General features: G+C 72.8%; 11 protein-coding genes and 1 riboswitch. Of the genes, 4 read left to right on the top strand and 7 right to left on the bottom strand.

From position 1 onward, the window contains the following. Window positions 1–35 precede the first annotated feature (35 nt). The 4 genes from groL to thrC form a co-directional block, all read right to left on the bottom strand. The gene (groL, locus tag LRS74_RS18695; protein ID WP_144386470.1) at window positions 36–1,658 is read right to left on the bottom strand and encodes a chaperonin GroEL; all 1,623 of its coding nucleotides are present in this window, start codon (window positions 1,656–1,658) and stop codon (window positions 36–38) included. Window positions 1,659–2,046: 388 nt separating this feature from the next. Next, window positions 2,047–2,250, bottom strand: coding sequence for a cold-shock protein (locus LRS74_RS18690; RefSeq protein ID WP_010035953.1), 204 nt, complete (start codon window positions 2,248–2,250; stop codon window positions 2,047–2,049). A 415-nt stretch (window positions 2,251–2,665) separates the two neighbouring features. Then, entirely contained in the window at window positions 2,666–2,941 is a 276-nt protein-coding gene (locus LRS74_RS18685) for a MoaD/ThiS family protein (RefSeq protein WP_277742066.1), read from the bottom strand. A gap of 100 nt (window positions 2,942–3,041) precedes the next feature. Beyond that, window positions 3,042–4,346 carry a threonine synthase gene (gene thrC / locus LRS74_RS18680; RefSeq protein WP_277742065.1) on the bottom strand — a complete coding sequence of 435 codons (1,305 nt, stop codon included), beginning with the start codon at window positions 4,344–4,346 and terminating at the stop codon, window positions 3,042–3,044. 17 nt (window positions 4,347–4,363) lie between these two features. Then, window positions 4,364–4,532, bottom strand: a riboswitch (SAM riboswitch). A gap of 155 nt (window positions 4,533–4,687) precedes the next feature. Here thrC and LRS74_RS18675 point away from each other — a divergent pair. The 3 genes from LRS74_RS18675 (at window position 4,688) to LRS74_RS18665 (ending at window position 8,251) form a co-directional block, all read left to right on the top strand. Beyond that, complete coding sequence (locus LRS74_RS18675; RefSeq protein WP_277742063.1) at window positions 4,688–5,680, top strand: glucosyl-3-phosphoglycerate synthase; 993 nt, start codon at window positions 4,688–4,690, stop codon at window positions 5,678–5,680. A gap of 49 nt (window positions 5,681–5,729) precedes the next feature. After that, on the top strand, window positions 5,730–7,211 hold the full coding sequence (locus LRS74_RS18670) for a trehalose-6-phosphate synthase (protein WP_277742061.1): 1,482 nt from the start codon (window positions 5,730–5,732) through the stop codon (window positions 7,209–7,211). A gap of 200 nt (window positions 7,212–7,411) precedes the next feature. Beyond that, window positions 7,412–8,251 (top strand): endonuclease/exonuclease/phosphatase family protein, encoded by an 840-nt coding sequence (locus LRS74_RS18665; RefSeq protein WP_277744816.1) that lies wholly within the window; start codon window positions 7,412–7,414, stop codon window positions 8,249–8,251. 15 nt (window positions 8,252–8,266) lie between these two features. Here the strand turns inward: LRS74_RS18665 and otsB are convergent, their stop codons facing one another. The 3 genes from otsB to LRS74_RS18650 form a co-directional block, all read right to left on the bottom strand. After that, window positions 8,267–9,130 (bottom strand): trehalose-phosphatase, encoded by an 864-nt coding sequence (gene otsB, locus LRS74_RS18660; RefSeq protein ID WP_277742060.1) that lies wholly within the window; start codon window positions 9,128–9,130, stop codon window positions 8,267–8,269. 143 nt (window positions 9,131–9,273) lie between these two features. After that, window positions 9,274–9,627 carry a DUF3263 domain-containing protein gene (locus tag LRS74_RS18655; RefSeq protein ID WP_277742059.1) on the bottom strand — a complete coding sequence of 118 codons (354 nt, stop codon included), beginning with the start codon at window positions 9,625–9,627 and terminating at the stop codon, window positions 9,274–9,276. Between the two features lie 82 nt (window positions 9,628–9,709). Then, window positions 9,710–10,990, bottom strand: coding sequence for an extracellular solute-binding protein (locus LRS74_RS18650; protein WP_347178199.1), 1,281 nt, complete (start codon window positions 10,988–10,990; stop codon window positions 9,710–9,712). 564 nt (window positions 10,991–11,554) lie between these two features. Here LRS74_RS18650 and LRS74_RS18645 point away from each other — a divergent pair. Continuing rightward, entirely contained in the window at window positions 11,555–12,457 is a 903-nt protein-coding gene (locus tag LRS74_RS18645; protein ID WP_277744815.1) for a sugar isomerase, read from the top strand. Window positions 12,458–12,611 lie beyond the last annotated feature (154 nt).

Here is a 12,611-nt window from a genome sequence, read left to right as displayed (position 1 = left end):
CGGTCCGTGTACCGGAACTACCGATCCCGTGGGGATCAGAAGTCCATGTCACCGCCCGGCATGCCGCCCGGAGCGGCCGCGGCGGCCTTCTCCGGCTTGTCGGCGATGACGGCCTCGGTGGTGAGGAACAGCGCGGCGATCGACGCGGCGTTCTGCAGCGCGGAACGGGTGACCTTGGCCGGGTCGATGATGCCCTCGGCGACCAGGTCGACGTACTCGCCGGTCGCGGCGTTGAGGCCGTGACCCGGGGTCAGGTTGCGCACCTTCTCCACGACGACGCCACCCTCGAGGCCGGCGTTGACGGCGATCTGCTTCAGCGGGGCCTCCAGGGCCAGGCGCACGGCCTGGGCACCGGTGGCCTCGTCGCCCTCGAGCTCCAGCTTCTCGAAGACCGAGACGGTCTGCAGCAGGGCCACGCCACCACCGGCGACGATGCCCTCCTCGACGGCGGCCTTGGCGTTGCGCACCGCGTCCTCGATGCGGTGCTTGCGCTCCTTGAGCTCCACCTCGGTCGCGGCGCCGGCCTTGATGACGGCCACGCCGCCGGCCAGCTTCGCGAGGCGCTCCTGGAGCTTCTCGCGGTCGTAGTCCGAGTCGGAGTTCTCGATCTCGGCGCGGATCTGGTTCACGCGACCCTGGACGGCCTCGGCGTCACCGGCGCCGTCCACGATGGTGGTCTCGTCCTTGGTGACGGTGATCTTGCGGGCGCGGCCCAGCAGGTCGATGCCCGCGCTCTCGAGCTTGAGGCCGACCTCCTCGGAGATCACGGTGCCACCGGTGAGGATGGCGATGTCGCCGAGCATGGCCTTGCGACGGTCGCCGAAGCCCGGGGCCTTGACGGCGACGGACTTGAAGGTGCCGCGGATCTTGTTGACGACCAGGGTCGCCAGGGCCTCGCCCTCGATGTCCTCGGCGATGATCAGCAGCGGCTTGCCCGACTGCATGACCTTCTCCAGCAGCGGAAGGAGGTCCTTCACGTTGCTGATCTTGGAGTTGACGATCAGGATGTACGGGTCGTCCAGGGACGCCTCCATACGCTCCATGTCCGTCGCGAAGTACGGGGAGATGTAGCCCTTGTCGAAGCGCATGCCCTCGGTGAGCTCGAGCTCCAGACCGAAGGTCTGCGACTCCTCGACGGTGATGACGCCTTCCTTGCCGACCTTGTCCATCGCCTCGGCGATGAGCTCGCCGATCTGGGTGTCGGCGGCGGAGATGGAGGCGGTGGAGGCGATCTGCTCCTTGGTCTCCACGTCCTTGGCCTGCTCGAGCAGCTGGGCGGAGACGGCCTCGACGGCCTTCTCGATGCCGCGCTTGAGGGCCATCGGGTTGGCGCCCGCGGCGACGTTGCGCAGGCCCTCCTTGACCAGCGCCTGGGCGAGGACGGTCGCGGTCGTCGTGCCGTCACCGGCGACGTCGTCCGTCTTCTTCGCGACCTCCTTGACCAGCTCGGCGCCGATCTTCTCGTACGGGTCCTCGAGCTCGATCTCCTTGGCGATGGACACACCATCGTTGGTGATCGTGGGGGCGCCCCACTTCTTCTCAAGGACGACGTTGCGACCCTTGGGGCCGAGGGTGACCTTGACGGCGTCGGCGAGCTGGTTCATCCCGCGCTCAAGGCCGCGCCGCGCCTCCTCGTCGAACGCGATGATCTTGGCCATGTGAAGTGGTCCTCCCAGGACGGGGTGGATTGCTCCGGACCGCGCTGGCGCCCGCGACGGACGGCCCACGAGCCTTGCGGTTCCCTACCCCGCAGGCCCTGCTGACCTCACCGACTCGGTCCTTCGTTGTCACTCTCACCTTCAGAGTGCTAACGCCAATGATTAGCACTCGACCCCCGAGAGTGCAAGGTGGTCGCGCAGCGACCCCTCGATTGAGGGCGGTGGTGGGAGACGGGCGACCCCTCGTTCGAGGGGGCGGTGGTCACCCTTCCCCCGGGCCTACGAAAGGCCGTCACCCCAGGCACGCGGAAGGGCCCACGCTCCCTCCTCGAAGCGCGAGCCCTTCCTTAACGCTGCAGTCAGCGGTCTACGTCTCGGCGATCAGCGATCAGGCCGACACTCGGACCATGTCCGCCTGCGGCCCCTTCTGGCCCTGCGAGATCTCGAACTCGACCCGCTGGCCTTCCTCAAGGGTGCGGTAGCCGTCCATCTGGATCGCGCTGTAGTGGACGAACACGTCCGCACCACCGTCGACCGCGATGAAGCCGTACCCCTTCTCCGCGTTGAACCACTTGACGGTGCCCTGAGCCATTCCTAACTCCCCTATTACTGGCCCTTGCGCAGGACCGCACTCCGCGGACCCGGGTCAGACCTCACCCTCCGGTCAGTGGAAGGTGTGCGCCGGAACGCGTCGACCGCCGCTGAATGTATCTGTCCAACTGCCCAGCGCAACAGGTCAATCGGACGAGAATTCCGGCAGCGACCTAGACGCCGAACTGGGAGAAAGTCGAAGAATCCGGGGCAAGTCGGGCCGGACATAGCAGGCTAACCCGACAATTCATGCACACAATTCGCGCACAACTTGACGAGTTCTCATATGTGCTCGGCGCGCCGCCGGCGAGGGGAAACGCCTCAACTGTATCGCGCTTCAATACACGGAATCACCCCGTCCGGTTTCTTTTCGGGACGGGGTGATTACCGGGCGGTATACGGGGAAGGGGGCTGGATCAGCCTCCGGCCACCGCCGGGATGATCGAGACTCCGGCGCCGTCCGGCACCGCCGTGGCCAGGCCGTCGGCGAAGCGGACGTCGTCGTCGTTGACGTAGACGTTGACGAAGCGACGCAGTTTGCCCTGGTCGTCCAGGACCCGGGCGCCGATGCCCTGGTGGTTGCTGTCCAGGTCCGCGATCACCTCGGCGAGGGTGGCGCCCTCGGCGGTCACCTCGGCCTGGCCGCCGGTGTAGGTGCGCAGGATGGTCGGGATGCGGACGTTGACGCTCATGTGGTGTGACCTCCGGTCAGGTACGGGGGGGGAGACGGCGGTGCAGCGCCCCTTCCGGGGCGGCCGCGGCGCGACTACGGCCTTCCGGCGGGACCCTCGCTCACGCGAGACCGGCCTCGCGGAACGCGTCCAGGTTCGGCCGGATCACCGCGGACGGCCCCGTCGTCGGCGCCACCGCGTCCAGCGTCTTCAGGCCGTCGCCGGTGTTGAGCACGACGGTGGTCAGGGTCGGGTCGAGGACGCCGGCCTCGATCAGCTTCCGCGTCACGCCGACCGTCACCCCGCCCGCCGTCTCGGCGAAGATGCCCTCGGTGCGGGCGAGCAGCTTGATCGCGTCGACGATCCGAGCGTCGTCCACGTCCTCCACCGCGCCCCCGGTGCGACGCGCGATGTCCAGCACATACGGGCCGTCGGCCGGGTTGCCGATGGCGAGCGACTTGGCGATGGTGTCGGGCTTCACCGGCCGGACGACGTCATGGCCGTCCTTGAAGGCCCGGGAGACCGGCGAGCAGCCCTCCGCCTGGGCACCGAAGATCTTGTACGGGCGGTCCTCCACCAGACCGAGCCGGACCAGCTCCTTCAGCCCCTTGTCGATCTTGGTGAGCTGGGAGCCGGAGGCGATCGGGACCACGATCTGGTCCGGCAGCCGCCACCCGAGCTGTTCGCAGATCTCGTACGCCAGCGTCTTGGAGCCCTCGCCGTAGTACGGGCGGAGGTTGACGTTGACGAAGCCCCACCCCTCGCCGAGCGGGTCGCCGATCAGCTCGCTGCAGAAGCGGTTGACGTCGTCGTAGGTGCCCTCGATGCCGACCAGGTCTCCGCCGTAGACCGCGGCCATGACGACCTTGCCCGCCTCCAGGTCGTGCGGGATGAAGACGCAGGAGCGGAAGCCGGCCCGGGCCGCCGCGGCGCCCACCGCGCCGGCCAGGTTGCCGGTGGAGGAGCAGGACAGGGTGGTGAAGCCGAAGGCCCGGGCCGCCTCGACGGCGATGGCCACCACCCGGTCCTTGAAGGAGTGGGTGGGGTTCCCGGAGTCGTCCTTGATGTGCAGCTCGCCGGTGACGCCCAGCTCGCGGGCGAGGTTGTCCGCCTTGACCAGCTGGGTGAAGCCCGGGTTCAGATTGGGCCGGGAGGCGACGTCGGCGGGGACGGGGAGCAGCGGCGCGTACCGCCAGATGCTGTTCGGGCCGGCCTCGATGCGGCGGCGCAGTTCCTCGGGGTCGCCCTCCGGCAGCTCGTAGGCGACCTCCAGGGGGCCGAAGCAGACCTCGCAGGCGAAGATCGGGCCGAGCCCGAAGCGCTCCCCGCACTCCCGACAGGACAGGGCGACGGCGGGACCGAGGTTCACCGAGTCGGCAGCGGCGGCGGTCGAGACTTCGACGGCGGGTGCGGCGGGTACAGCCATAGCGGCGAGGCCCTTTCTCCTCATCTTCCTCGCGACGCGTCTCGCCGCGAGACGGAATTGGCACCTTCCCCGCCGGGAGCCTCGCGTCGGCGGCGTCGCGTCGAGCGCTGACGCCGGTGACCGAGACCGGCTGGAGGGTTGCCGGGGCTTCAACGGGCCGTGTCCCTCTGCCCCTCTGGATGAGCGGTATGGCACTGGGCGAACCCAGGCGTTTTTCGGCGGACCGACCCCGGCATGCGAAGGCCGTCCGCGTTGTTCAAGACTGTAACCGAAGGGGCGGGCGGTGAAGAGGGCCGTCCGCACCGCGAGATGCGAGATGCCGACCGGGGAGACGAACGCACGTGCTGGAAGAGGTGGAGCGCTGGCTACGGCAGCGCTCCTGGTCCGCTGCCGACCGCCCGCTCGACCAGCTGCTGGCCGCCAAACGGGCGGCGGGCACCACCGTGAGCGTGGTGCTGCCGGCCCTGAACGAGGAGGCGACGGTGGGCGAGATCGTCGCCACCATCCGTCGCGAGCTGATGGACCAGCCGGAGGGTGGGCCGGGCGGCGCGGGGGTCCCGCTCGTCGACGAGCTGGTGGTGCTGGACTCCGGCTCCACGGACGGCACGGCGAAGGTGGCCGCCGAGGCGGGCGCCCGGGTCGTGCACCGCGACGCGATCCTGCCGCGCATTCCCGCCCTGCCCGGCAAGGGCGAGGTGCTGTGGCGCTCCCTGCTGGTGACCGGCGGCGACATCGTCTGCTTCGTCGACGCCGACCTGCGCGAGTTCCGCGCCCGGTTCGTCTCCGGCATCGTCGGCCCGCTGCTGACCGACCCGGACGTGCACTTCGTCAAGGCGATGTACGACCGGCCGCTGGCCGCCGGCGCGGCGGGCGCCGGGGCCGCCGGCCAGGGCGGGCGGGTCACCGAGCTGGTCGCCCGGCCGCTGCTCAACCTGCACTGGCCGCTGCTGGCCGGCTTCGTCCAGCCGCTGGGCGGGGAGTACGCGGCGCGCCGCTCGCTGCTGGAGCGGCTGCCGTTCCCCGTCGGCTACGGGGTGGAGCTGGGGCTGCTGGTGGACGCGCTGCACACGGTGGGGCTGGACGCGCTGGCGCAGGTGGACGTGGGAGTGCGGCTCCACCGCCACCAGGACGACCAGGCGCTGGGCCGGATGGCCGCCGCGATCTACCGCACCGCGCAGCTGCGGCTGGCCCGCGGCCATCTGGTGCGGCCCCGGCTGACCCAGTTCGACCGCGGCGAGGAGGGCGGCTTCGTGCCGCGCACCGCCGCCGTCGACACGGAGGAGCGCCCCCCGATGACCGAGGTCCCCGAATACACCACCCGCCACGCGGCGTAAGAATCCGTTCGCACGTTTGCCCGCCCCGCGCGATGGCTAGGCTCGCGACATGGCCTTCGCCCGCTCCGGCGCCCAGGGCGCCCAGGTCCTCCTAGCGTCCAACCGCGGCCCCGTCTCGTACACGCGGGAGGAGGGCACCGGCCGGCTCACCGCCAGGCGCGGCGGCGGCGGGCTGGTCTCCGGGCTGAGCGCGATCGGCCCGGAGACGGACGCGGTATGGGTGTGCGCGGCGCTCGGGGACGGGGACCGGGAGGCGGCGCGGGCGGCCGCGGAGGCGGGCGGCGGCGGGCACCTCGACCGGGCCGACACCGGCGGCCAGCGGGTGCGGATGCTCGACATCGCGCCGGACGTCTTCACCGCGGCGTACAACGGGATCGCCAACTCCGTGCTGTGGTTCGTGCACCACATGCTCTACCAGACCCCGCTCGAACCCGTCTTCGACGCCCGCTTCCGCGCCGAGTGGGCGGCGTACGAGAGCTACAACGCGGCCTTCGCGGACGCGCTCGCCCAGGAGGCGGCCGAGGGCGCCGCGGTCCTGGTGCAGGACTACCACCTCGCGCTGGTCCCGGGCCTGCTGCGGGACCGGCGGCCCGACCTGCGGATCGGGCACTTCTCGCACACCCCGTGGGCACCGCCGGACTACTACCGGCTGCTGCCGGATGACGTGGCGGAGCGGGTGCTGCGCGGCATCCTCGGCGGTGACCGGGCGGCCTTCCTCACCGACCGCTGGGCCGCGGCCTTCGCCGAGTGCTGCGCGGACGTGCTGGGCGCGGAGATCGTGCGGTACGGCGGCGAGCTGGCCATCGCCCACGAGGGCCGGACCACCCGGCTGGGCGTGCACGGGCTCGGGGCCGACGCCGACTTCCTGCGCGCCCGCTCGCACCAGTCGGACGTGGCCGAGCGGCTGGCCGCGCTGCGCGAGCAGATCGGGCCGGGGCGCAAGACGATCGTGCGGGTGGACCGCACCGAGCTGTCCAAGAACATCGTCCGCGGGCTGCTGGCCTACCGGAGGCTGCTGGAGATCCGCCCGGAGTGGCGCGGCCGGGTCGTGCACCTCGCCTTCGCCTACCCCTCCCGCCAGGACCTGGCCGTCTACCGCGACTACACCGCCGAGGTGCGGCTCCTCGCCGAGGACATCAACGCCGCCTACGGCACCCCCGACTGGCAGCCCGTGGCGCTGCACGTCAAGGACGACTTCGCGCGCTCGCTGGCCGCCTACCGGCTGGCGGACGTGGCCCTGGTCAACCCGATCCGGGACGGCATGAACCTCGTCGCCAAGGAGATCCCCGTGGTCTCCGAGAAGGGCTGCGCCCTGGTCCTCTCCCGGGAGGCGGGCGCCTTCGCGGAGCTGGGCGACGAGGCGATCCCGGTCAACCCGTACGACGTGGAGGCCACCGCCCACGCGCTGCACGAGGCGCTCACCATGCCCGCCGACGAGCGCGCCGACCGCAGCAGGCGGATGGCCGACGCGGCCACCGCGCTGCCACCGCAGGCATGGTTCCTGGCCCAGCTCCGGGCCCTGGGCGTGTGAGCGGGGGGCGGGCACGGGGCACGGCGACCACAGCGGGCACGACGGGTGAGGCGAGCACGACGGGCATGACGAGCACGACGGATACGACCGGTGCGACCGGCGGGGAGGCCGGCGCGGGAGACGCGGGGGCCGGCGAGGCCGGGGCGGAGGACGCCAGAGCGGGCTCGACCGGTGCGGCCGGCGCCGGGCGTGGGCCCGTGCTGCGCGTGCTGACCTGGAACGTGTGGTGGCGCTTCGGCGCGTGGCGGGAGCGGCGCGAGGCGATCGCGACGGTGCTGCGCGCCACCCGGCCCGACGTCATCGGGCTGCAGGAGGTGTGGGGGGACGGCACCGAGAACCTGGCGGCCTGGCTGGCGGCCGAGCTGTCGCGGGAGCCGGGCGAGGAGTGGGCCTGGACCTGGGCGGCGTCCGAGGTGCCGGACCGCTGGCGCCGGCGGGTGGGCGACGACACGCTCGACGTCGGCAACGCGGTGCTGAGCCGGTGGCCGATCCTCGACCGCGACGTGCTGCGACTGCCCACGGCGGGCGGCGCCGACGACGGCCGGCTGGCCCTGCACACGCTGATCGCCGCGCCGGGGGCACGGGTGCCGTTCTTCACCGCGCACCTCAACCAGGCCCCGCACGAGTCGGCGGTGCGGTGCGCCCAGGTGGCGGCGCTCGCCGAGTTCGTCGCCTCGCACAGCGGCGACACCGCCTTCCCGCCCGTGGTGACCGGCGACTTCAACGCCGTCCCCGACTCCGACGAGATCCGTCTCCTCGGCGGCTTCCGCACCGCGCCCGTGGTGCCCGGCCAGGTCCTGCTGGACGCCTGGGAGTACGCCGACCCGGCCGCCCCCGCGGTCACCTGGAACAGCGCCAACCCGCATGTCGCCGCCGGCTTCGAGCCCAGCGCCCGCATCGACTACATCCACGTCGGCCTCCCCGGCCCGGACGGCCTCGGCCACGTCCGCGCCGTCCGCCGCACCGGCGACGCCCCCGTGTCGGGCCTGTGGCCCTCCGACCACGCCGCCGTGGTGGCGGACCTGGCCCTGCCGTCGTGAGGCGGCGCGCCGGGCTCAGCCGCCGGGCGTCGCCTGGTCGCGGGCCAGGGTGTCGGCGAGGGCGGTGAGCAGGGTGACGACGCCGCGTGGGCCGTCGACCACGAGGTCGGCGCGGGCGGCGAGTTCGGTGACCTCGTCGCTGCCGCTGCACACCAGCAGACCGGGGAGGCCGTCGGCGCGGAGGTCCTCGACGGCGGCGAAGGCGGCCAGGTCGCCGAGGTCGTCGCCGGCGTAGAGGACCGCGCCGGCGCCGGTCTCGCGGACGTACTCGGTGAGGGCGACGCCCTTGTCCATGCCCGGCGGGCGTAGTTCCAGGACGTAGCGGCCGGGCTCGACGATCAGCCCGTGTCGCTCGGCGAGCCGCTGGAGCGGCTCCCGGAGCCGGTCGAAGGCGGCCTGGGGGTCGGCGGCCCGGCGGGTGTGCACCGCGACGGCGCGGCCCTTGTCCTCGACCCGGGCGCCGTCCGCGAGGCCGCCGGGCGCGAGCACCTCCGGCAGCTCGGCCTGGACGGCGGCGACGCCCGGGTGGGGTGGCGGGGCGCGGAGTTCGCCACTGGCCGCGTCCCAGCGTTCGGCGCCGTAGTGGCCGAGCACGGTGAGGCCCTCCAGGCCGGGCACGCCTGCGAAGCCGCCGTAGCGCACCGCGACCCCGGCCGGGCGGCCGGTGAGCACGGCGACGGAGCCCAGCCTGGGGGCCAGCCGGGCGAGGGCGGGGAGGGCGTCGGGGTGGGCGCGGGCCTGCTCGGGATCGGGGACGATCTCGGCGAGGGTGCCGTCGAAGTCGAGGGCCATCACGGCCCGGTCCGGCCGCTCGACGATGGCGGCGAGTCCATCCCGTCCGGCGGGCGTCGCGGGTACGGGGAGAGGGTGGCTGCCCATGCGGCCGACCCTACCGACGGTGCCCCGGAGGCGACACGGGGCCGCGCGGGCCCGTCCCCGGGAACGTCGCGCCCGCCGCCCGAGTGGCCTCGCGTCTCAGGGGGGCGTCGACCTCGCCCGGTCGCCCGCGTGGGCGCCGCGTCTCAGCGGCGGGCCCGGCGCTCCTCGCGGACGCGGCGGAGGCGATTGACCGTCACCGGGTCGTGCGCCAGGGCGCGCGGGTCGTCCAGGAGGGCGTTGAGGAGCTGGTAGTAGCGGGTGGGCGAGAGGCCGAGCCGCTCGCGGATGGCGCGTTCCTTGGCGCCGGGGCCGGGCCAGCCGCGCCGCTCCACGGCGAGCAGCGCCCGGTCGCGCTCGGAGAGTCCGCCGGTGTCGGCGCCTCCCTCGGCGTCTTCCTCGGCGGGGGCCGCCGGCCGGGTCCCGGGGTCGTCGGACGAACGGGGCTCCCCGGGCGACGTGCCGGGCCGGTCGGGCTCGCTGGGCTGGTTCTCGGTCACGTCTTCCACCTTGCCACCGCGCCCGACCGGGCATACCCGGCGGGCCGGGCCCCGGGGCGGGGGCCGGCCGCGCGGTCGCCGCCTAGCGCTTCGAGTTCTCCGTCGTGTCCGCCTCGCGCTGGAGCTCGCCCAGGATGCTCGCCGGGTCGGCGCCCTTGGCGACGACCGTGCCGATCTTCTGCTTGATGGACTTGCTCACCGTCGCCCAGGAGGTCTTGTCCGCCGGGTAGAACTCGGCGCTCTCCAGCTCGTCGAGGAACTCCCAGACCGGCTTGAAGTCCTCGTCCGCGCGCATCGTCTCGGAGGCGTCGGTGGTGACCGGCAGCAGGTCGTACTGGCCGGTGAAGTCCAGGACGTTCTTCTTCGTGTAGACGAAGTCGAGGAAGGCGCCGATCTCCCGGCGCTTGCCGTTCTGGTTGAAGGCCATCATCCAGTCGGCGACGCCCATCGTTGACTTGGACTTGCCGTTGACGCCGGGGAGCGGGGCGGTGCCGAACCTGACGCCGCCCTCCTCGGCCTGCTTCATCAGCGTGGGGTGGCCGTTGAGCATGCCGACCTCGCCGCGGACGAACGCGTCGAAGACGTCCTGGCGGTTGGTGCGGCTGGGGGAGCCGGGGCCGGTCAGGCCGGTGCCGACGAGCTCGTCCCGCAGCCACTCGAAGGTCTTGATGTTCTCGACGGAGTCGATGGTGTAGGCACCGTTGGCGTCGGTGTAGCCACCGCCGCCACTGAGCATCCACATCATGGTCTCGGCGGGCGCCTCCTCGGGACCGAGGGGCAGACCGTACGGGATCTTCACGCCCGCCGACTTGAGCTTGACGGCGGCGGCCTTCAGCTCGTCCCAGGACTCGGGCGGGGAGCTGATGCCGGCGGCGGTGAAGAGCTTCTCGTTGTAGAAGAGCAGTCGGGCGCTGGAGACGAAGGGGAGCCCGTACTGCACCCGCCGCACCTCGCCGGCGCGGGCCACGGAGCTGATGAAGCTCGCCTGGGTGGGTATGGAGAGCAGCTGGTCGGCGCGGTAGAGCTTGCCGGCGGCCGCGTAGTCGGCGTAGGCGCCGATCTGGGCCAGGTCGGGGGCGTCGCCGTCCTTGACCATCTCGGCGACCCTGCGGTCGACCTCGGTCCAGCTCAGGACCTTGACGTCGAGGGTGATGTCCTTGTGGTCGGCCTCGAAGGCGACCGCCAGCCGGTCCCAGTACTTCTGCGAGGTGTTGGCCGCGGAATCGCCGTAGTCGGCGGCGACCAGCTTCAGGGTCACCTTGCCGGAATCGGAACCGGAGCCCGAGCAGGACGTGAGGGCAGGTGCCATCGCCGCCGTGGCGGCACCCGCCGCCGAAAGACCCAAGAAACGCCGCCGCTGCACTTGCCCGCTACCCACCTTGTGGTTTGTATGTCCCCTTTGCCCTACCGGAGTTTCCGCTTCCAGAACGCCGGCACGAGTAGCGAGTCTCCCCCGCATACCTACACAAGGTCTACACCATGACCGATCTCGCTTTGATACCGGCCTTCCCATGAGTCGAACGGGGCTGCTATCCACGTCGCTGTGGGGGCCACCCACAGCACCGGGTTCCGGCTCCAACTCCCTTGTCCTGTAACGCCCTAGCGTCGCGTCGCCACCCGCGCCGCGGCGCCCGTAGAGCCGTCACGCGAGGAGCAGCCACAGATGACCGCAGTCGAACAGTCCGCGTCCGCCGCCGCGCCTTCCGCTCCCCCTTCCGCTGCCGTTTCTTCTTCCCCTTCCGCTTCCGGTTCCCCTTCCGCTTCCGCCGCTCCGGGCGGCTCTCCGTCCTCGGCCTCGCGTACGGCGCGCGAGATCGCCACCCAGCCGGAGTGCTGGCGCCGGGCCGCGTCCGCCGCCGCCACCGCCCGGGGGCTGCCGCTGCCCGGCGAGCGGGTGGCGGTGACCGGGTGCGGCACCTCGTGGTTCATGGCGCAGGCGTACGCGGCGCTGCGCGAGGCCGCCGGACAGGGCGAGACGGACGCCTTCGCGGCCTCGGAGTTCCCGGTGGGCCGGGCCTACGACCGGGTGGTCGCCATCACCCGCTCCGGCACCACCACCGAGGTCCTGGAGTTGCTCGGCGCGGTGCGCGGCCGCACGGCGACGACCGCGCTGACCGCGGACCCCGAGACTCCGGTCATGAAGGCCGCCGACGAGGTCGTGGTGCTGGACTGGGCCGACGAGGAGTCCGTGGTGCAGACCCGCTTCGCCACCACCGCGCTGGCCCTGCTGCGCGCCGGCCTGGAGGCGCACGGGCCGCTCCCCGCGGGCGTGGCGACCGTCGCCGAGGCCGCGGCCGACGCGGAGACGGCGCTGCGCCGCCCGCTGCCCGAGGCGCCGCTCGCCGCCACCCAGTGGACCTTCCTGGGGCGGGGCTGGACCTACGGGCTGGCCCAGGAGGCCGCCCTGAAGATGCGCGAGGCCGCCGGGGCGTGGACCGAGTCCTACCCCGCCATGGAGTACCGCCACGGCCCCCTCGCCATCACCGCCCCCACCCGCGTCACCTGGATCTTCGGCCCGGTCCCGGCGGGCCTGGCCGACGACGTGGCGCGCGCGGGCGGCACCCTGGTCGCCGACGCGGCGGGGGCGGGCGCCGAGACGGACGGCGACCCGGCCGAGGGGCCCGAACCGACCGAGGGGGCGGAACCGGCCGAGGGGACGCGACCGACCGAGAGGGCGGAACCGACCCAGGCCGATAGGCCGGGCAAGGGGCTCGATCCCATGGCCGACCTGATCCGTGCCCAACGGCTCGCCGTGGCCGTCGCCGAAGCCCGCGGCTGCGACCCCGACCGCCCGCGCAACCTCACCCGCAGCGTGATCCTCACCGACTAGCCGTATCGATCACGCTCCTCCCCCGCGGACGACGCCCGGCGCCCGACGCCCGGCGCCCGACGCCCGACGCCCGGCGCCCGACGCCCGACGCCCGGCGCCCGGCGGCCGGGCGTACGCGGGGCGGGCCGCCCCCATGCGAGGGACACCCCCGATA

Source organism: Streptomyces sp. LX-29 (assembly GCF_029541745.1).
Classification (GTDB): Bacteria; Actinomycetota; Actinomycetes; order Streptomycetales; family Streptomycetaceae; genus Streptomyces.
Note: the sequence above shows the minus strand (reverse complement) of the source record. Positions and strands in the feature narration are given on the sequence as shown.

What these genes read in the sequence shown, in the direction of transcription:
- groL (WP_144386470.1), bottom strand. Translation starts at nt 1,658, where the DNA reads ATGGCCAAGATCATCGCGTTCGACGAGGAGGCGCGGCGCGGCCTTGAG.
- LRS74_RS18690 (WP_010035953.1), bottom strand. Translation starts at nt 2,250, where the DNA reads ATGGCTCAGGGCACCGTCAAGTGGTTCAACGCGGAGAAGGGGTACGGC.
- LRS74_RS18685 (WP_277742066.1), bottom strand. Translation starts at nt 2,941, where the DNA reads ATGAGCGTCAACGTCCGCATCCCGACCATCCTGCGCACCTACACCGGC.
- thrC (WP_277742065.1), bottom strand. Translation starts at nt 4,346, where the DNA reads ATGGCTGTACCCGCCGCACCCGCCGTCGAAGTCTCGACCGCCGCCGCT.
- LRS74_RS18670 (WP_277742061.1), top strand. Translation starts at nt 5,730, where the DNA reads ATGGCCTTCGCCCGCTCCGGCGCCCAGGGCGCCCAGGTCCTCCTAGCG.
- otsB (WP_277742060.1), bottom strand. Translation starts at nt 9,130, where the DNA reads ATGGGCAGCCACCCTCTCCCCGTACCCGCGACGCCCGCCGGACGGGAT.
- LRS74_RS18645 (WP_277744815.1), top strand. Translation starts at nt 11,555, where the DNA reads ATGGCGCAGGCGTACGCGGCGCTGCGCGAGGCCGCCGGACAGGGCGAG.